The organism is Demequina sp. NBRC 110053, assembly GCF_002090095.1.
GTDB lineage: Bacteria > Actinomycetota > Actinomycetes > Actinomycetales > Demequinaceae > Demequina.
Map to the genome: position 1 here is coordinate 16,499 of NZ_BBRJ01000002.1, position 19,666 is coordinate 36,164.

General features: G+C 69.5%; 14 protein-coding genes. 3 read left to right on the top strand and 11 right to left on the bottom strand.

The features are described from left to right. Positions 1-61: 61 nt before the first annotated feature. The 7 genes from B7K22_RS00100 to B7K22_RS00130 form a co-directional block, all read right to left on the bottom strand. Positions 62-1,729, bottom strand: coding sequence for a GspE/PulE family protein (locus tag B7K22_RS00100; protein ID WP_084037793.1), 1,668 nt, complete (start codon positions 1,727-1,729; stop codon positions 62-64). 99 nt (positions 1,730-1,828) lie between these two features. Beyond that, positions 1,829-2,674: a shikimate dehydrogenase gene (locus tag B7K22_RS00105; RefSeq protein WP_144276170.1), complete on the bottom strand. Its 846-nt coding sequence runs from the start codon at positions 2,672-2,674 to the stop codon at positions 1,829-1,831. 8 nt (positions 2,675-2,682) lie between these two features. Further along, positions 2,683-3,834 (bottom strand): endolytic transglycosylase MltG, encoded by a 1,152-nt coding sequence (gene mltG / locus B7K22_RS00110; RefSeq protein ID WP_159448697.1) that lies wholly within the window; start codon positions 3,832-3,834, stop codon positions 2,683-2,685. Then, complete coding sequence (gene ruvX / locus B7K22_RS00115; RefSeq protein ID WP_234983239.1) at positions 3,827-4,282, bottom strand: Holliday junction resolvase RuvX; 456 nt, start codon at positions 4,280-4,282, stop codon at positions 3,827-3,829. Before ruvX ends, mltG begins: the two co-directional genes overlap by 8 nt. 39 nt (positions 4,283-4,321) lie before the next feature. Then, positions 4,322-6,988: an alanine--tRNA ligase gene (alaS, locus tag B7K22_RS00120; RefSeq protein ID WP_084037796.1), complete on the bottom strand. Its 2,667-nt coding sequence runs from the start codon at positions 6,986-6,988 to the stop codon at positions 4,322-4,324. Positions 6,989-7,145: 157 nt separating this feature from the next. Continuing rightward, positions 7,146-7,772, bottom strand: coding sequence for a 30S ribosomal protein S4 (rpsD, locus tag B7K22_RS00125; protein WP_084037797.1), 627 nt, complete (start codon positions 7,770-7,772; stop codon positions 7,146-7,148). Positions 7,773-7,925: 153 nt separating this feature from the next. Further along, complete coding sequence (locus B7K22_RS00130) at positions 7,926-8,309, bottom strand: hypothetical protein (protein WP_084037798.1); 384 nt, start codon at positions 8,307-8,309, stop codon at positions 7,926-7,928. Between the two features lie 248 nt (positions 8,310-8,557). Between B7K22_RS00130 and B7K22_RS00135 the strand changes: the two genes are divergently transcribed. Beyond that, positions 8,558-10,243: an HNH endonuclease signature motif containing protein gene (locus B7K22_RS00135; protein ID WP_084037799.1), complete on the top strand. Its 1,686-nt coding sequence runs from the start codon at positions 8,558-8,560 to the stop codon at positions 10,241-10,243. Positions 10,244-10,401: 158 nt separating this feature from the next. Here the strand turns inward: B7K22_RS00135 and B7K22_RS00140 are convergent, their stop codons facing one another. The 3 genes from B7K22_RS00140 to hisS form a co-directional block, all read right to left on the bottom strand. Further along, a complete protein-coding gene (locus B7K22_RS00140) occupies positions 10,402-11,730 on the bottom strand; it encodes a replication-associated recombination protein A (protein ID WP_084037800.1) in 1,329 nt (442 codons plus the stop codon). A 125-nt stretch (positions 11,731-11,855) separates the two neighbouring features. Then, positions 11,856-13,631, bottom strand: a complete 1,776-nt coding sequence (gene aspS / locus B7K22_RS00145; RefSeq protein WP_084037801.1) for an aspartate--tRNA ligase — start codon at positions 13,629-13,631, stop codon at positions 11,856-11,858. Positions 13,632-13,756: 125 nt separating this feature from the next. Then, a complete protein-coding gene (gene hisS, locus B7K22_RS00150) occupies positions 13,757-15,106 on the bottom strand; it encodes a histidine--tRNA ligase (RefSeq protein ID WP_084037802.1) in 1,350 nt (449 codons plus the stop codon). A gap of 166 nt (positions 15,107-15,272) precedes the next feature. Here hisS and B7K22_RS00155 point away from each other — a divergent pair, with 166 nt between their 5' ends. Further along, a complete protein-coding gene (locus B7K22_RS00155; protein ID WP_144276171.1) occupies positions 15,273-16,634 on the top strand; it encodes a DUF349 domain-containing protein in 1,362 nt (453 codons plus the stop codon). A 90-nt stretch (positions 16,635-16,724) separates the two neighbouring features. Continuing rightward, complete coding sequence (locus B7K22_RS00160) at positions 16,725-17,261, top strand: hypothetical protein (RefSeq protein ID WP_084037804.1); 537 nt, start codon at positions 16,725-16,727, stop codon at positions 17,259-17,261. A gap of 164 nt (positions 17,262-17,425) precedes the next feature. On the opposite strand, the gene B7K22_RS00165 is transcribed toward B7K22_RS00160, so the two are convergent. Beyond that, positions 17,426-19,663 (bottom strand): bifunctional (p)ppGpp synthetase/guanosine-3',5'-bis(diphosphate) 3'-pyrophosphohydrolase, encoded by a 2,238-nt coding sequence (locus B7K22_RS00165; protein WP_371327634.1) that lies wholly within the window; start codon positions 19,661-19,663, stop codon positions 17,426-17,428. Positions 19,664-19,666 lie beyond the last annotated feature (3 nt).

Here is a 19,666-nt window from a genome sequence, read left to right on the forward strand (position 1 = left end):
GCAGTCCCTATCGGCGCGAGCACGCTCGCGCTGAAGGCTGGTGGCGCCAGCGGCGCTCAGGTCACTTCGCCACACGGAAGAGCTCCTCCACCGACGTGGTGCCCTCGAGCACCTTCGCCCACCCATCCATGAGGAGGGTCTCCATGCCGTTGTCCTTCGCGGCGCGCGCGATCTCCGCGGAGGAGGCCCGGGCGACGGCGAGGCGCTCGATGTCCTCGTTCACCACCATGATCTCGTGGAGCGCGACACGGCCGCGGTAGCCGGTGTTCGAGCATCGCTGGCAGCCCTCGGGCCGGAACACGACGGGAGGCTCGGCGGACGAGTCCCACTCGATGCTCTCGGGGATCTCCTCACGCGTCAGCTGATGCTCGACGGCGCAGTGGGAGCACAGGCGGCGTGCGAGGCGCTGCGCGACTACGGCGTCGATCGCCGATCCGACGAGGAACGGCTCGATGTCCATCTCGATGAGTCGCGTGAGCGCGGACGGCGCGTCGTTGGTGTGCAGCGTCGACAGCACGAGGTGACCGGTGAGCGCCGCCTCGATGGCGATCTGCGCGGTCTCGTGGTCGCGGATCTCTCCGAGCAGCACCACGTCGGGGTCGGCACGGAGGATCGACCTCAGCGCGGCCGCGAAGGTGAGGCCGGCCTTGACGTTCACCTGCACCTGATTGATGCCGGGGATGCGGTACTCGACCGGGTCCTCGACGGTGATGACGTTGATCTCCGGCCGCGTGATCTGGTTGAGCGTCGCGTACAGCGTGGTCGACTTTCCGGAGCCGGTGGGCCCCGTGACCAGGATCATCCCGTACGGCTTGGTGAAGGTCTGGGAGTACGCCTCGTAGTTCTTCTCGCGAATGCCCAGGTCCTCGAGCGCGAGCGTCGCGGTCGAGTTGTCGAGGATACGCATCACGACCTTCTCGCCCCACACCGTGGGCAGCGTCGCGACGCGAAGGTCGATCTTGCGGCCCTGGTGGTTGACGGACAGACGACCGTCCTGCGGCTTGCGACGCTCGGCGATGTCGATGTCCGCCATGATCTTGAGTCGGCTCGTGACGCCGTTCGCGATCGCCTTGGGCGCATGCTGCATCTCGTGGAGCACGCCGTCGATGCGGTAGCGGACGCGCAGCTCCTTCTCGCCCGGCTCGATGTGGATGTCGGATGCGCGGTCCTGGATCGCCTGCGAGATGAGCAGGTTGACGAACCGGACGATCGGAGCATCGTCCTCCCCCACGGCGCCCTGGAGGGCGTCCTCGTCCACCGACACCTCGGTCTCGGACAGCTCCTCCTGGAGGTGGCCCAGCTCGGCATCGGAGCGGCAGTAGCGGTCGATCGCGCTCAGCACGTCGTCGTGGGTGGCGACCACCGGCACGACCTGCAGTCCGGTGATGGTGCGGAAGTCGTCGACCGCGACCACGTTCCCAGGGTTGGACATCGCCACCCGGATCGCGCCGTCGCCCAGGCCGATGGGCAGGGCGTTGTGCCGGCGGCACACCGCACCCGGGACGAGCGCCACCGCTGCGCGGTCGACGGGGTACTCGGCGAGCTCCACGAACTCCATGCCCACCTGGGAGGCGAGCGCGCGAACCAGCTGGCCCTCAGTGATGAGGCCGCGCTCGACGAGCGTGCGTCCCAGCGACGCGCCGCTCTCCGTCTGCTCGTCGATGGCGTCCATGAGCTGCTCTTCCGTCAGCACGCCATCTTCCAGCAGGATCGAACCCAGCTGCTTCACAACTTCCCCTCAACGCCATCGTGAACAAACCTGCCCAAATGGGCCTGACGGGGAACCTAGCAGTCATCTGAGAGAACTCACAGATAGGTGTGACTCACTTCACTGGGACGTCAGCGCGGTGTCCAGGACGTCGATGGGGACGGGCCTGCCCGTCATGAGTCGCACCTGCTCCGCGGCCTGATGCAGGAGCATGCGAGTACCAGGCACGAAGGTGCCGCCGGCCTCGCGCCATGCGGCGCCCAGAGGCGTCACCAGCGGGTCATACACGGCGTCGAGGAGCGCAGCCTCAGAAGTGACAGACCCGACCAAACCGGACGCGACCTCCGCACCGGCACGCGCAGGGACCGTCGAGACGACCGCCTGCGCATCGGCCATCATCGCGGGCGCCTCGTCGAACGACACGAACCGCGGCTCGATGCCCATCTTGGTCGCGGCGCGCAGCAGCCCGCCGGCCCGCCCGCGGTTGCGGACCGCCACGATGGGTCGCGTCACGCCGATGCGCCCGAGCGCCGCGAGGGCCGAGGTCGCCGTCGCTCCCCCGCCCAGCACGACCCCTCGTGTGGCGCGCGTCACACCGCCCTCGGCGAGCGCGGCGACCACGCCGTGGACGTCCGTGTTGGCGCCCACGAGCTGGAGGTGGTCGGTGACGGGCTGGACCACGATGGTGTTGATCGCGCCCACCAGCTTGGCCATGGGCTCGACGAAGTCCACCAGCGGCAGCGCTGTCACCTTGAGCGGCATGGTGAGCGAGAGCCCGGCCCACGAGGGATCGAGCTCGCGGACGAAGTCGGGCAGACCCGCTTCGTCCACGTCATAGGCCTGGTAGTCCCAGTCCAGCCCCAGGTGCGCGTACGCGGCCCGGTGGAGCGACGGCGACAGCGAGTGGGCGATGGGGTGGCCGAGCACGCCGGCCCGGCGCGAGCCCGTTCCTTCGACAGCGCTCACGCTGGAGCTCAGTCCGTGGCCTCTTCGGACTCCTCGGCCTGCGCCGCCTTCTCGCGCGCCCACTCCTGACCGATCGCGACGTTCCCCAGGTGCTCGTCGTACGTCTCCGCGTACAGCGTCTCTCCCGTGTCGGTGTTGACAGTCACGAAGAACAGGTAGTCGTGTTCGGCTGGCGACACGGCCGCCTTGATCGACGCCTCGCCGGGCGCGGCGATCGGCCCCGGCGGCAGGCCCGCGTACATGTACGTGTTGTACGGGCTGTCGATGGCGCGCTCCTCGTCCGACGTGTACACGCCTTCGGACGGGCTGATGTACTTCACCGTCGAGTCCATCTCGAGCTTCATGTCGATGTCGAGGCGGTTCTGGATGACGCCGGACACCATGGGGCGGTCGTCAGGGAGCCTCGCCTCGCGCTCGATGATCGACGCGATGGTGAGGATCTCCTGGCGGTCGCCCTCGGGGACGTCGTTGCGGTCGAGCACCGTGATGGTGGTCTCGACCATCTGCGCGAGGATGTCGGCCGGCTGCACGTCGGGGTTGAAGGTGTAGGTCGAGGGGAACAGCCAACCCTCGAGGTTGCCGTCGGCCTCCTCGGGGAGTCCCAGCGCGTCCGTGTTGGCCGCGACGGCCTCGACGTCCTCGAGCGTGGCGTTGGTGAGGTTGGCGATGGCCTGCAGGGTGGAGTCGACGGTCCGGCCCTCGATGATCGTGAGCGACAGCTCGTTGCGGCTCGCGGGATCGAGAAGCGCCTGCAGCGCGTACTCGGCCTTCATCTCGCGCTGCATGTAGTAGTAGCCGGGCGTGATGGAGGCGGCCTCGGGGTTGCTGCGGGCCTCGGCGATGAACGCGTCCGTGGAGGCGACAACGCCGGCGTCGTAGAGCGTCTGCGCGATGTCGGCGCCGGTGTCGCCCTGTTCGACGACCACCGTGATGAGGCCCTGGCCGGCACCCTCGTAGTCGGCCGCGACATCGGACTCGGGCGCCTCGAAGGACTGCACGAAGTTGTAGGCGATCGAACCGCCGATGGCCAGCAGCACCAGGGCGACCGATGCCGCGACCAGCGTCCAGCGCCGGCGCGTCGCACGACGCTTCTGTCGCTGCAGGCGACGCATGTCGAGCGACGTCGTCGTCGTCACCTCGGCCTCGAAAAGGTCAGTCATCATTCCCCTTGGGATCCGGCTCGTAGGTCACCCTATCGAGGTTCCCCTGTCGTTCAATGTCCAATGCGCTCTCCAGGATGACCACGGCTGCAGCCTGGTCGATGACCTGTCGCTGCTGCTTGGCCTTCCGCCCTGCCTGCCGCATGGCATGCTGCGCGGATGCGGTCGAGAATCGCTCGTCGACCAAACGAACAACCGCGTCGCATCGTTCCGACAGCTCCGCGGCGAAACGATGCGCCATCGCGGCGCTGTCGCCATCCTTCCCGGACAGTTTACGCGGCAGGCCCACGTAGATGCGGGAGGCGGCGCGTTCGGCGGCGATCTCCGCCACCGTGGCCACGTCTCCCTCGCCGCGCTGCACGGTCGTGACGGGGAAGGCCATCAGCCCGTCCGGGTCGGACGCCGCGACGCCGATGCGTACCGTGCCCACATCGACGCCCAGGCGCACTCCCCTGTCCAAGCCGTCTCCCTCGATCCTGCGCGACCCCTACGCCGAGGCGACGGCGTCGCGGACGGCGACCAGCGCATCGGCGATGCGCGCGGCGTCTTGACCGCCGCCCTGCGCGAGGTCGGGCTTGCCGCCGCCACCGCCGCCCAGCACGGCCGATGCCGCCTTGACGAGGTCGCCGGCACGCAGGCCCTTGTCGCGCGCCGGCTGATTGGTCGCGATCACGATCTGCGGGCGGCCACCCACTGCAGCCGCTGCGGCCACGACGACGGGGCCGCTGTCACCCAGGCGAGAGCGGACATCGGTCACGAGGGTGCGCAGGTCGTCGCCATCGGACGCGTTGACGGACTCGTGCGCCACGAGGCGCACGCCGTTCACCTCCGAAGCGGTCTGGACGAGCTGACCCGCGACCTGCTGCATGGCCTGCTGACGGTAGGACGCGAGCTGCTTCTCGGTCTCGCTGAGGCGAGACAGCAGCGCGCCGATGCGGTCGCTGAGCTCGTCGGGACGCGCCTTGAGCGTGGTCGTGAGCTCGCTGACGATCGCGCGCTCGGCCGCGAGCGACTGGAACGCGTCCGCGCCCACAAGCGCCTCGATGCGGCGAGCGCCCGAGCCCACGGAGCCCTCAGAGGTGACCGACAGCAGGCCGATCTGACCAGAGTTGCCCACGTGCGTGCCGGCGCACAGCTCGCGCGAGAACGGCCCGCCGATCTCCACGACGCGCACGCGGTCGCCGTACTTCTCGCCGAACAGCGCCATCGCGCCCAGGTCGCGCGCCTCGTCGAGGCTCATCACCTGCGTGCTGACGGGCAGCTCCTCGCGGATCGCGCGGTTCGCGATGCCCTCGATCTCCTGGCGAGCAGTGAGCGAGATGCCCTGGCGCCACGCGAAGTCCAGGCGCATGTAGCCGGGCTTGTTGAACGATCCGGCCTGCGTGGCGTCGTCGCCCAGCACCTCGTGCAGTGCCGAGTGGATGAGGTGGGTCGCGGAGTGGGCCTTGCTGGCGAGGCGGCGGTTCACGGCGTCGACCTCGGCGCTCACCTGGTCGCCCGCGGCGACCTCGCCCTCCTCGACCGTGACGGTGTGCACGATGACGTCCGCGACGGGGCGCTGCACGTCGATGACGTTCAGCGTCGCGTTGCCGGAGCGGATCTCGCCGGTGTCCGCATCCTGGCCGCCGGACTCTGGGTAGAACGGCGTCTCAGCGAGGATCACCTCGACGGTCTCGCCCGCGCGCGCGACAGGCACGCTGACGCCATCCTTGATGACCGCCGCAACGGTGGTGGCGACGGACAGCTCGTCGTAGCCGCGGAACGCCGTCGGGGTCCGCTCGCCCACCGCGTGGTAGACGCTGACGTCCGCGTGGCCGCCCTTCTTGGCCTTCGCATCGGCGCGGGCGCGCTCCTTCTGCTCCGTCATGAGAGCCCGGAAGCCCGCCTCGTCGACGGTGACGCCCTGCTCCGCCGCCATCTCGAGCGTCAGGTCGATGGGGAAGCCGGACTCGTCGTGGAGGCGGAACGCGGTCTCACCCGTGATCGCCTTCTTACCCTCGGCCTTGGTCTGGGCGACAGCGGCGTCGAGGATGGTCGTGCCCTTGGTGAGCGTGCGGCGGAACGCGTCCTCCTCCGCTCCCGCGATGCCCTGGACCTTGGCGATGGTCTCGCCCAGCTCAGGGTAGGACGCCTTCATCGCCTCATAGGAGGTGCCGATCAGGGTGGGCAGGCTCGGGTCCTCGACGCCCAGCAGGCGCATCGAGCGCACCGTGCGGCGCAGGAGGCGGCGCAGAACGTAGCCGCGACCCTCGTTGCCGGGCACGATCCCGTCGTGCATGAGCATCATCGCGCTGCGCACGTGGTCCGCGACCACGCGCATGCGGACGTCATCACCCTCGTCCGCCTTGTACTGCCGGCCGGAGAGCTCCTGCGCCTTGGCGATGACGGGGAACACCTCGTCGATCTCGTACATGTTGCCCACGCCCTGCTTGAGGTACGCGATGCGTTCGAGGCCGGCGCCGGTGTCGATGGCCTTCTGGTCCAGCTCCTTGATGAGCGGGTAGTCCTTGCCGGAGCCAGGGCCTCGCAGGAACTGGTCGAAGACGAGGTTCCAGATCTCAAGGTAGCGGTCGCCGCCAGGGTCAACGGTGCCGCCCACTGCCTCGGGGCCGAACTCGGGACCGCGGTCGTAGTGCCACTCCGCGCAGGGTCCGGCGGGACCGGGCTGGCCGGTGTCCCAGAAGTTCTCCTCGCGGGTCAGCTTGACGATGTGCTCTGCGGGGACGCCGATGTTGCGCAGCGCCGAGTGCGCCTCCTCGTCCTCGATCCACGTGGTCACCCACAGGCGCTCGGGGTCGAGGCCGTACTTGCCCTCGTCCTCCGACCCCGTCAGGAGGTCCCACGCGAAGTCGATCGCGCCCTCCTTGAAGTAGTCGCCAAAGGAGAAGTTGCCCAGCATCTGGAAGAACGTGCCGTGACGAGTGGTCTTGCCGACCTCCTCGATGTCCTTGGTGCGAATGCACTTCTGAACGCTCGCGATGCGCGGGTGGGGCGAGTCCTCCGTGCCGATGATGTACGGGATGAACGGCACCATGCCAGCGACCGTGAACAGCAGGCTCGGGTCGGGCGACACCAGGGATGCGCTGGGCTGGATGTGGTGATCCTTCGACGCGAAGTAGTCGATCCAGCGCTGTCGGATGTCAGCGGTGCGCATCCTGTCCTCCAAGGGAAATGGGCATGTCATGCCAAGTCTGCCAGCGCATCGGCGCTGCGTGGCGGCCGGCGAAGCCGAGCCTCAAGTATGACAAAGCCGCTGGGTCCGGCGTGGCCGGGACCCAGCGGCTTCGTATGTCTGTGGAGTACCTGCTCGCCTAGCGGGCGTAGTACTCGACGACCAGCTGGACGTCGCAGGTCACGGGGACCTCGGCGCGCTTGGGGCGACGGACCAGGGTGGTCGTCAGCTTCTCGAGCTTGACGTCCAGGTAGTCCGGAACCTCGGGGAGCACGTCGCGGTGCGCACCGGCGGCGGCGGCCATGTAGGGCTCCATGGTGACGGCCTTGGGCTTGACCTGGATGGTCTGGCCCGGCTTCACGCGGAACGAGGGGCGGTCGACGATCTGACCGTCCACGAGGATGTGGCGGTGCAGCACGGCCTGGCGCGCCTGCAGGATGGTGCGGGCGAAGCCCGAGCGCAGGACGAGAGCGTCGAGGCGCATCTCAAGCAGCTCGACGAACGCCTCACCGGTCAGGCCGGACTCCTTGCGGGCCTCGGCGAACACGCGGGTCATCTGCTTCTCGCGCAGACCGTACTGTGCGCGAAGACGCTGCTTCTCGCGCAGACGGACGGCGTAGTCGCTCTCCTTGCGGCGGGCCGTACGACCGTGCTCGCCGGGCGGGTAGGGACGCTTCTCGAAGTGCTTGACGGCCTTGGGCGTCAGGGCGAGGCCCAGGGCGCGCGACAGCCGCACCTGGCGGCGTGCCTTCTGAACTGAAGTCAATGTGTTTCCTTATGCCTGTACTCAAGGCGCGCCTCAGCGTGCCTGAATTCTTGAGATGTCGCGGCGACAGCAGCCAACCGTCCGCGAGGGCTGAACTATGTTACCAGGCCCACGCCGCTGCGTCTGTAGCGCTCTTGCGGCTGCAGCGCCGCTCTATTGCTGCACCGCCACCACGAGCGCGCATGCCGTCAGGATGACCAGGACAGGCGTCATGGTGAGGCGCTCCGGCCGAGAGCGGCTCATGGCGTTGGGAATGATGTTCAGGGCGAGGAGCGCGACGAGGACCCAGATGGCGACGGTCTCGAAGCCCTCTCCCAGCAGGTCCGTCAGGCCTGCGGCGTCGAGCACGATGACGGCCATGCACGCGTAGACCAGGATGGTCAGGGCCGACGCGACCCTCAGCTTCGCCGGCAGCGCGCCATCGTGCTGGCCTCCGAAGGCGAACCGGCCGAGGGGAGCGCCTGCCGCGAGGGCAGCTTGGAGAGCCGCGAGGGCGGTCAGGACGACGACGAAGGTGACGGCCGCTGCTGGAGCCACGGCGCCTCCCCTCTCTTTCGCCACGAACGCTCTCGCACACACTATCGGTCGCGCGTCGGGAGCGAGGGCAGTGGTGGCGCTCGACGTGCCGGCCGCTGTCATCCCTGGTCTCCGGGGCGTTCGAGCGATGTCAGACCTTGGTGGTGTGATGTTCTCATGGACAGGTCGCGCGGTGGTGGAGCCCGGTGGTGGGGGCCGATGCGGGTGTGCGCGGGGTGCGTGTCAGTGGTTGGTGGTGGGGTGGGGTCATGACGTTCTCGGACGCGGAGTGGGTGCAGCTGCACGAGCTGCTGAGTTCCGCTGCGGGTGAGGACATCTCTGGTCTGTCGAAGGCGGAGCTGCTTGAGGCGTTGGAGCATGTGGGCAGGGTGTCGCGGACGGTGGGGGCGTTGGAGGCGCGGTTCGCGGGCGAGGTGGCTCGGCGCACGGCCGATGACCTGCCCGGTGGGGGGCTCGCGCGCATCGAGGGTCATGGGGATGCGCCGGCGATGTTCTCGAAGGTTCAAGGCGGGTCCGTTCCCCGTGCGAAGCGGTCGGTGGAGGCCGGGGATGCGTTCACGCCCATCGAGGACGACAGCCCGGTGCCCGATGAGAGCCAGGAGCCTGCGCTGATCCCCGCCCCTGACGGCGGCCCGTCTGCGCCGGCTCGCAAGCGCACGCGTGCGAAGTATCCGCTCGTGGCCGGGGCGCAGCTGGTCGGCGACATCTCGGTGGAGGCCGCCGCCGCGATCGTGAACGGACTGAATGCTGTGGCTGGACGGGTATCGGCACAGGTGCTGGCCGAGCTTGAGACACGACTGGTGAACAAGGCGCGCACGCTCGACGTGAACGGCGTCAAGCGGGCGGTGGCGCGGGCGGTCGCGAGGATCGACCTCGACGAGCACGAGCGCCAAGAGAAGGCCGCACACGACAAGCGGTATCTGTGGTGGAAGCAGGACCACTCAGGCAAAGTGGTGATTCACGGTGAGCTCGACGCGGTCACGGCTGCGCCGATCTTGACGGTGCTGGAGCAGATGACGACCCTGCAGGTCCGTCAGCAGGCGCGGCCCGCCAAGCCACGCGCCATCGATCCCGTCACGGGTGCGATCACCGAGCCGTGCGGCTGCCAGGTGTCGCACATCTCGCACGACTGCGCCGGACCGGGTGCATGCCTGAGCGGTCACCGTGACGGCTGCACCGGTGAGGCTCTCGAGCGGCGCACGATCGGGCAGATCCGCGCCGACGTGCTGCACGACCTGGCCCGCCACATCCTGGGTTGCACCAAGCGTGGCGAGTCGGGGGTGCGGACCACCGTGATCGTGCGGATGACCCTGGAGAGCCTGCTGCGCGGCCAGGGACTAGCGTCCATCGACGGGATCACCACACCGGTGTCGGCGCGTCAGGCACGCCGCCTGGCAGGGGATGCCGGCTTCATCCCCGAGGTGCTTGCCGGTGACGGCACCGTGATGGACTTCGGGCGCACCAGACGCCTGTTCACTGCCAGCCAGCGGACCGCGATGATCGGCCGCGATGGTGGCTGCGCGAAATGCCACGCCCCTCCCGAGTACTGCGAAGCCCACCACATCGAGTTCTGGGAACGCGGCGGGATGACCGACCTCGCCAACGGCGTGATGCTGTGCACGAGATGTCATCACGATGTGCACAACCTCGGCTGGCAGATCGACGTGCACGGCAACCGTGTGTCCTTCGTGCCACCACCACACATCGATCCGAGCCGCACACCGCAGCCCGGCGGCAACGCAGTGTTCGACATCGACATGACCGCCCTCCACTCCCTCGACACCCAGCCGCCACCGGAGATCACCGCCGAAGACGAAGCGCTCGTGCGCCAATGGATCCGCGACGACCACGCACGACACGACCCCTACAACCCCTACGACCCACCCCCACCAGCAACAACCGCGGACCACCTGCTCGTCGCCCTCGAGGGATGAACGCTGGGCCCACTCGGTCATCGTCCAGCGAGCACCATGAGCCAGCACCCCGCACTCGGGTGTCAGCACCCGGCACCGGCGCCCGGCACCCGGCTTTCGGCGACAGCGTGACCACGCCACCACTCACAGCCAACCCGGCCCGCGCATCGGCGCCCAGCTCAGGACGTGCGGCCCAGCATCGCCCTGATGCGCGTCATGCGCTCGGTGACGGTGCGCTCGAAGCCGAACTCCGTGGGCGTGTAGTAACGGCTTCCCTGCAGAGCCTCCGGAAGGTACTCCTGCGAGGCGACGCCACCGGGCGCGTCGTGGGAGTAGCGATAGCCCTCTCCGTGTCCGATGCGCTCGGCGCCCGAGTAGTGCGCATCCCGGAGGTGGACGGGCACCACGCCCGCCTTGCCTTTGCGCACGTCCGCAATGGCTGCGTCGATCGCGACGTAGGAGCGGTTCGACTTGGGAGCGGTCGCCAGATACGTGGTCGCCTGCGCGAGCGGGATGCGTCCCTCCGGCATGCCGATGAAGCTCACGGCATCGGCCGCCGCCTGCGCGATCACCAGTCCCTGCGGGTCCGCCATGCCGATGTCCTCGCTCGCGAGGATCACGAGCCTGCGCGCGATGAACCTCGGGTCCTCCCCCGCCACCACCATCCGTGCCAGGTAGTGCAGGGCGGCGTCCACGTCGGACCCACGAACCGACTTGATGAACGCGCTGATGACGTCGTAGTGCTGGTCGCCCGACTTGTCGTACGCCACGAGCGCCGCGTCCATGGTCCGCTCGGTGAGCTCGGCAGTGATCTCTCCGCCAGCTCCGGCGGCATCCGCGACCGCCTCGAGCAGGGTGAGCGCCTTGCGGGCGTCCGCACCGGCCACGCGCAGGATGTGCGACCGCGCGTCCGGCGCGAGCGCCACCTCGCCGTCGAGGCCACGCGGGTCCGCCACCGCCCGATCGATGAGCGCTCCGAGGTCCTCAGACGCCAGCGGCTGCAGCGTGAGCAGCAGCGACCGCGACAGCAGCGGTCCCACCACGGAGAAGCTCGGATTCTCCGTCGTGGCGCCGATGAGCGTCACCCACCGGTTCTCGACCGCAGGCAGCAGCGCATCCTGCTGGGTGCGCGTGAAGCGATGGATCTCGTCGACGAACAGCACCGTCTCGCGCTCCCCGGTCGCGATGCGCCGGCGCGAGTCGTCGATGACCGCGCGAACGTCCTTGATGCCTGCGGTGACCGCCGAGAGCTCGACGAACCGGCGCGCCCCCGCGACGAGGTACGCCAGTGTGGTCTTGCCGGTGCCGGGCGGTCCCCACAGGATCACCGACGTTGCGGGCGCGTCCTCACCGACGAGCCGCCGCAGCGGCGACCCCTCCGTCAGCAGATGCGCCTGACCGACGACCTCGTCGAGCTCGCGCGGGCGCATGCGCACCGCGAGCGGGGCGTTCGGACCCGGCTCGGGCACGCCGGTGCCGGTGCGCTCGGTCGACTCGAACAGGTCCATGCCAGCCACTCTAGGCCGCTGCACCGACGGTGACCGCCCCTGCCCAGCCCGCCAGCGCATCGGCCGCGCTCGAGCAGCTCAGGCGCGGCGCAGCGTCCGTCGCGTGCCCTGACCGGTGCGTCGCGTCAGGCGTCGACCGTCTCCGCGTCCTCCTCTTCAGGCGTGAAGTCCACGCCCGCCTCGGCGCGCTGCTCGGCAGTGATGGGTGCGGGCGCAGCCGTGAGGGGGTCGTACCCGCCGCCGGACTTGGGGAACGCGATGACGTCGCGGATCGAGTCCGCGCGAGCCAGCAGCGCGACGATCCGATCCCAGCCGAAAGCGATGCCACCATGCGGCGGGGCGCCGAACGAGAACGCCTCCAGCAGGAAGCCGAACTTCTCCTGCGCCTCCTCCTCGCCGATGCCCATCACCTTGAAGACGCGCTCCTGCACGTCCTGACGGTGGATACGAATCGAGCCGCCGCCGATCTCGTTGCCGTTGCACACGATGTCGTAGGCGTACGCGAGCGCCTCGCCGGGCACGTGCTCGAAGGTGTCGAGGTACTCAGGCTTGGGGCTCGTGAACGCGTGATGCACGGCGGTCCAGGCGCCGGAGCCCACCGCGACATCGTCGTCGTCGGTGTCCACAGGCTTGAACAGCGGAGCGTCCACGACCCAGACGAACTCGAACCGGTCCTCGTCGATCAGTCCCACGCGCCGGCCGATCTCGAGGCGCGCGGCACCCAGCAGGGCGCGCGACGCGTCGGGCTTGCCGGCCGCGAAGAACACGCAGTCGCCAGGCGCCGCACCCACGGCCTCGGCCAGCCCTGCGCGCTCGGCGTCGGAGAGGTTCTTCGCGACCGGTCCGGCGAGCTCGCCGTCCTCCTGGACCAGCACGTAGGCGAGGCCGCGCGCACCGCGCTGCTTGGCCCAGTCCTGCCACGCGTCGAGCGTACGGCGCGGCTGGTCCGCGCCGCCGGGCATGACCACGGCGCCCACGTAGTCCGACTGGAAAACGCGGAACGGCGTGTCCTTGAAGTACTCCGTGAGCTCCGTCAGCTCGAGCCCGAACCGCAGGTCGGGCTTGTCAGAGCCGAACCTGGCCATCGCATCGGCGTACGTGATGCGCGGGATCGGGGTGGACACCTCGTAGCCGATGAGGCTCCAGAGCTCGCGCACGATCTCCTCGCCCAGGGCGATCACGTCGTCCTGGTCCACGAAGCTCATCTCGATGTCGAGCTGGGTGAACTCCGGCTGACGGTCGGCCCGGAAGTCCTCGTCGCGGTAGCAGCGGGCAATCTGGTAGTACCGCTCCATGCCGGCCACCATGAGCAGCTGCTTGAACAGCTGGGGCGACTGCGGCAGCGCGTACCACGAGCCCGGCGCCAGACGCGCTGGCACGAGGAAGTCGCGCGCCCCCTCAGGGGTCGAGCGCGTCAGCGTGGGCGTCTCGATCTCGAGGAACTCGTGACGGTCGAGCACGCGGCGCGCTGCCTGGTTGGCCTGGGAGCGCAGCACGATGTTCGCGCGCGGCTGCGGGCGGCGCAGGTCGATGTAGCGGTGCTTGAGGCGAGCCTCCTCGCCCACGGTCACGTGCTCGTCGACCGGCATCGGCAGGGGCGCGGACTCGTTGAGGATCGTCACGTCGGAGACGACGACCTCGATCTCGCCTGACGGCAGGTTGGGGTTGGACGATCCCTCGGGGCGCTCGCGCACCTCTCCCGTCACCTGGATGACGTACTCGTTCCGCAGGCTGTGGGCGACCTCCTCGCGGATCACGACCTGGGCGTAGCCGGAGGCGTCGCGCAGATCGATGAAGGCGACGCCGCCGTGATCGCGGCGTCGGCCGACCCAGCCTGCGAGGGTGACGGTGGTGCCGGCGTCGGCGGCGCGGAGGTTTCCTGCGAGGTGGGTGCGGAGCACGGTCGAGCCTTTCTGGGGCGCGCTAGACGGGCGCGCCGGATAGGGGTGTCGGGGTCAAGTCTAGCCGCGGGCCACTCCCCCGAAGGATGGCCACTGGCACGGCCGAGGGGCGCTGAGGACGTGCCTCAGTCGGCAGGGACGATGCGCGGGCTGAGGTCCTCTGCGGGCGGCTCCCAGGTGGCTGCGTCGGCTGGGACCTGGTCGCCCGAGCGGATGTCCTTGACCTCGTCGGAGGCGCCCTCTGAGCCGGGGAACCACACGAAGGGGATGCCGCGCCTGTCGGCGTGCTGGATCTGCTTGCCGAACTTCGCCGCCGTCGGAGCGACCTCCGTCGCGATGCCGCGACCGCGCAGCGCGTCCGCGATCGCCGTGGACGCAGCACGGGTCTCCTCATCCGTGACGGCCACGAGCACCGCCGTGGGCACCGCACGCGTCGCCTCCACCAGCCCGGCGCCCAGCATCCTGCTCACGAGCCGGCTCACGCCGATCGACATCCCGACCCCGGGGAACCCGCCGCCAGCGACGAGCGAGTCGTAGCGACCGCCCGAGCAGATGGAGCCCAGGTCCTCGTGTCCATCGAGGAACGTCTCGTAGACCGACCCGGTGTAGTAGTCGAGGCCGCGCGCGATCCGCAGGTCGGCGATGGCCGTGCCGGGGACCGCCGCGTTGACGCCCTGGACCAAGGCGACCAGCTGCGCGAGACCCTCGCGCAGCTGCGCCTCCGCGTCTGCGACGTCGGCAACGGTGGTGGTGGTCGCCCACAGGTCCTCGACCGCATTCACGAACGAGGCATCGGGCGCGCTGATGCGCGCGAGCTCGAGGATCGCGTCCGCGGCCGTCTCCGGCACCTGCTGCTCGACGAGCTCGGCGCGCACGCCGTCGGGGCCGATCTTGTCCAGCTTGTCGACGCTGCGCAGGGCACCGGCGATGTCGTCGATGCCGACGCCCCGATAGAAGCCCTCCACGAGCCGGCGGTTGTTGACCCGCATGGTCACGCCGGGCAGCGGCAGCGCCGCCAGCGCACGAGCCATGACCACGGCGACCTCGACGTCGAGGTGGGCGGGCAGGCTCTGCCGACCCACCACGTCGATGTCCGCCTGATAGAACTCGCGATAGCGGCCCTCCTGGGGGCGCTCCCCGCGCCACACCTTCTGAATCTGGAAGCGCTTGAACGGGAAGGCGAGCTCGTTCTGGAACTCCTCGACGTACCGCGCGAACGGCACGGTGAGGTCGAAGTGGAGGCCCAAGCGCGCATCGGCGTCGCCGTCGGCATTGAGCCGCGTGAGGGTGTAGATCTCCTTGGCCGCCTCCGACTTGCCGGCGAGGCGCTCGACGGTCTCGACCGCTCGCGTCTCGATCTCGGCGAAGCCGTGGAGCGTGAAGACCTCCTTCAGCGCATCGATGACGGCGGACTCGACCACGCGCTGCGCGGGGGTCCACTCGGGGTAGCCGGACAGGGGTCGGACGCGTGCCATGCGGCCATTGTTCCATCAGCGCTGGCAGGGCCGATGCAGTGCCGGTCACCCGCCGGGCTCGGTCGCTGAGTATTGTGGGGGGCGTTGCCCATGCCGGACCCTTGGAGGCCAGCCCTGGCGGGACGCCCCGGCATCGTCCCCCCGCCGTGAACGAGGTGCGCTCGAAATGTCCACTCCCCAGCCCAAGCCGATCCCGAAGCCTGCCCCTCCCAAGGGAGCGAGCCCCGCGGTCATCGCGGCGCATGCCACTCACCCCGTGAAGGTCCCGATCGCGGCCGATGTCTCCGAGGACGAGCTCAAGGCGGCAGCGCAGTTCGGCGCGGTCGCCGACGACACGGTGACCGTGACGGACGGCGACGCGACCCACGAGGTGGGACCGGCGACCGGAGACGATCCGCTCGCGCCCTACGTGAAGGCCTACTTCGAGCTGCGCGCGTCCGTCGAGCGCTTCCGTGCGCGCCTGGAGTCAGCGGAGCTGTCGCCCAAGGACATCGACGAGTCGCTCGCTTCGCTCACCGCTTCACTGTCCGAGCCCAAGGTGGTCGGCGACCTGCCGGCACTGCGCGAGCGCTTCGAGAAGGTCAGCGCCGAGGCGACCGAGGTGCGCGAGCGCATCCAGGAGGAGCGCCGTGCCGCCCGTGCAGAGGCGCTCGCCAAGCGCGAGGCCATCGTGACCAGCGCCGAGGAGATCGCCGCTCGCGACGAGTCCCAGGTGCACTGGAAGAACGACACGGCCACGCTGCGTGCGCTGCTCGACGACTGGAAGGAGGCGCAGCGTTCCCTCGCGCGCATCCCCAAGGAGCAGGAGAAGGCGCTGTGGAAGCGATTCACCACGGCCCGCTCCAGCTTCGAGAAGGCGCGCAAGCATCACTTCAGCGAGCTGGACAAGTCCAACGCCGGCGTCGCCACCCGCAAGGAGCAGCTCGTCGCGCAGGCCGAGAGGCTCGCCGAGACCACCGACTGGGATCGCGGCGCGCGAGGCTTCCGCGACCTCATGAACGAGTGGAAGAGCGCCGGTCGGGGCCGTCGCAGCGTCGACGACGCGCTGTGGAAGCGGTTCCAGACGGCGCAGGACTCGTTCTTCGAGGCTCGGCGGTCAGCGTCTGACGCGGAGGATGCGGCGCTCGCGGAGAACGTCGCTCCCAAGGAGGCCGCCGTGGTGGAGGCCGAGGCGCTGCTGCCGATCACGGATCTCAGTGCGGCCAAGCAGGCGCTGCGCGCCGCCCAGGACCGGTTCGAGGCGGCTGGCCGCGTGCCCCGCGGCGATGTCGCGCGCCTCAACAAGCGCATGAGCGCCGTGGAGCAGGCCGTGCGCGACGCCGAGGACAAGGAGTGGACCTCTCGCAACCCCGAGCTCGAGGCGCGGGCCACGGGCGCCGCTGCCCAGCTCCAGTCCGCCATCGCTGAGCTCGAGGACGACCTGGCCGCGGCCAAGTCCTCGGGCGACAAGCGCAAGGTCAAGGAGGCCGAGGAGGCGCTCAAGGCTCGGCGTTCGTGGCTCGAGCAGATCCAGGGCGTCGTCTCCTAGGAGGCATCCACAGCCCCACGGCCCGGCCTGCTGTCCACAGCGGCCGGGCCGCTTCGCGCACGGCGCGGTGTCGCGCGGCAGGCTGGTGCGATGCTGTTCGTCACCCCGCGCCAGGTGGGCCGGATCGAGTACGGGCGGATGGTCCGTGACGGCATCATCCGCACCCTGATCCCCGGCCATGCGCTGCCTGCCGGCATCCCCGACTCTCCCCCGCTGCGGCGCACGATGCTCGGCGCGCTGGTCCCTGCCGGAGCTCAGGTCACCGGTCTCGCCGCAGCGTGGGCCCATGGGTGCGGGGACCTTCCCACGGTCGTGCACGTGCGGACCGACCCGCGGCGCCGCGTGCGCTCGATGTCGTTCCCGCTGCCGCTCGAGCAGCACGGCGTGGGCATCGCTGCCACGGGCGACGGCTTCCCCGGCGCCATCGCGCCTCTTGAGGTGGCCCTCGTCGACGCGATGCGGTGGTCCCCTGAGGCCGCGACCGCATGCGTGCGCTCGTCCCTGCGCTCAGGAGCGGTCCTGCGCGAGCGCATCGACGCCCGCGTCGCGGAGGTGACCCGGGCACGTGCGTCCCCCGAACTCGAGGGCGCGTGGGCAGAGGCCACACGGGCACTCGATGCCGCATGAGAACCATCGGAGATGCCGCCGCTGGCGGTGTCGGCGCGACGGTCCTGGTACGGCGGTGGTGGCGCGACGGTCCTGGTGCAACGGGGCCAGTGCGACGGGGCTAGTGCGACGGGGCTCGTGCGACGGTGCTGGTGCGGCGGTGCTGGCGCGACGGAGGCGCCGCGTCAGTCTCGCTTGCCGCCCGTCACGCGGCGAGCGTCGTAGACGCCGTCGATGCGGCGGACGGCCGAGATGACGGCGCCCAGGTGGGACGGATCGGCCATCTCGAACGTGAAGGTGTTGAGCGCCACCCGGTCCTGGCTGGTCGACACGTTCGCGCCCAGGATGTTGACGTGATAGTCGGACAGCGCCTTGACCACGTCGCTGAGGAGCCGGTTGCGGTCGAGCGCCTCGACCTCGATCTGCACCAGGAACGCCGCGTTGGACTGTCCCGTCCACTGGACGTCGATGAACCGCTCCTGCTGGTCCGCGAGAGAGGCCATGTTCTGGCAGTCAGCGCGGTGGACGCTCACGCCGTTGCCGCGCGTGACGAATCCACGGATCGGATCACCGGGAACGGGAGTGCAGCACTTCGCGAGCTTCACCACCACATCCGAGAGCCCGTGGACCGAGATGCCGGGGTCGCCGCGCCGTGCGCGCGAGGCCGTGGTGCCGGGGCGCGTGATCTCGGTGACGTCCTCGTCGGCGCCCTCGGTGCCGCCGACAGCCTCCACCATCTTCGCGACGACGTCGCCGGCCTGCTCCTTGTGCTCGCCGATCGCCGCGTACAGGGTGTCGACGTCCTCGTAGTGCATCTCCTTGGCGAGCGCGAGCAGCGTCGACTTCGACATCAGGCGCTGCATGGGCAGGTGCTGGCGGCGTATGGCGCGAGCCAGCATGTCGCGGCCGGTCTCGATGGACTCCTCGCGGCGCTCACGCGTGAACCACTGGCGGATCTTGTTGCGCGCGCGGGTGGACTGGACGAAGTCGAGCCAGTCGCGCTTGGGGTGAGCGTTCTGGTCGGAGGTGGTGAGCACCTCCACGGTGTCCCCGTTGTCGAGGGTCGAGTCGAGCGGCACCAGGCGCCCGTTCACCTTCGCCCCGATGGTCTTGTGCCCCACCTCGGTGTGGACCGCGTAGGCGAAGTCGACGGGCGTCGCGCCCTGCGGAAGCGCGAGCAGGCGCCCGCGCGGCGTGAACACGTACACCTCGGCTCTCGAGATCTCGCCGCGCAGCGAGTCGAGGAACTCGGAGGGGTCGGCCGTCTCCTGCTGCCAGTCGGCGATCTGTCGCAGCCAGCCCATCTCGCTCTGGCCGCCGCCCGCTCCGCCGCGGTCCTTGTAGCGCCAGTGGGCGGCCAGGCCGTACTCGGCTCGCCGGTGCATCTCGTGGGTGCGGATCTGCAGCTCGACGGGCTTGCCGCGTGGCCCGATCACGGTGGTGTGGAGCGACTGGTAGAGGTTGAACTTGGGCATCGCGATGTAGTCCTTGAACCGGCCCGGCACCGGCTGGAACTTGGCGTGCATCGCGCCCAGCACCGCGTAGCAGTCCCTGACGCTGTCGACCAGGATCCTGATGCCCACCAGGTCGTAGATGTCGCTGAGGTCGCGCCCGCGCACGATCATCTTCTGGTACACCGAGTAGTAGTGCTTGGGCCGGCCCGTGATGACCCCGCGGATCTTGATGGTCTTGAGCTCGCGGTCGATCTCGGTGGTGATCTCCGCCAGCACCCGCTCGCGCTCGGGAGCACGCTCCGCGACCACGTCCACGATCTCCTGATAGATCTTCGGGTAGAGGGTCTTGAAAGACAGGTCCTCGAGCTCCCACTTGATCGCGTTCAGGCCCATGCGGTGCGCGAGCGGCGCATAGATCTCGAGCGTCTCCTGCGCCTTCCGGCGCGCGCTCTCCGGGGAGACGTGCTTCCAGGTCCGAGCATTGTGGAGGCGGTCAGCGAGCTTGAGCACGAGCACCCTGATGTCCTTGGCCATCGCCACGACCATCTTGCGCACCGTCTCGGCCTGAGCCGCGTCGCCGTAGCTGACCTTGTCGAGCTTGGTCACGCCGTCGACGAACGCCGCGACCTCGTCTCCGAACTCCTCGCGCAGCTGTGACAGCGGGTACTCGGTGTCCTCGACCACGTCATGCAGCAGCGCCGCGGCGATGACGGTGTCCGGCAGCCCCATGTCGGCGATGATCTGCGCCACCGCGATCGGATGGATGATGTAGGGCTCGCCGCTCTTGCGCTGCTGGCCCTCATGCGCCCTGTCGGCGACCTTGTACGCCTGCTCGATCAGCCCGGTCTTGGCGCGCGGGTACATGCGCCGATAGGTGTCGAGAACACCGTCGATCGCGGTCGGCTCCCGCGTGGGCCGGCGCAGGAAGGCGAGCGGCCCGGAAGGCGCTGACGAGCGCGTCTCGGTCACTCA

Excerpts from the sequence above, each read along its gene's own strand:
- hisS (WP_084037802.1), bottom strand. The coding sequence starts at position 15,106 with ATGGCACGCGTCCGACCCCTGTCCGGCTACCCCGAGTGGACCCCCGCG.
- alaS (WP_084037796.1), bottom strand. The coding sequence starts at position 6,988 with ATGCGCACCGCTGACATCCGACAGCGCTGGATCGACTACTTCGCGTCG.
- B7K22_RS00155 (WP_144276171.1), top strand. The coding sequence starts at position 15,273 with ATGTCCACTCCCCAGCCCAAGCCGATCCCGAAGCCTGCCCCTCCCAAG.
- B7K22_RS00135 (WP_084037799.1), top strand. The coding sequence starts at position 8,558 with ATGACGTTCTCGGACGCGGAGTGGGTGCAGCTGCACGAGCTGCTGAGT.
- mltG (WP_159448697.1), bottom strand. The coding sequence starts at position 3,834 with ATGACTGACCTTTTCGAGGCCGAGGTGACGACGACGACGTCGCTCGAC.
- B7K22_RS00160 (WP_084037804.1), top strand. The coding sequence starts at position 16,725 with ATGCTGTTCGTCACCCCGCGCCAGGTGGGCCGGATCGAGTACGGGCGG.
- B7K22_RS00140 (WP_084037800.1), bottom strand. The coding sequence starts at position 11,730 with ATGGACCTGTTCGAGTCGACCGAGCGCACCGGCACCGGCGTGCCCGAG.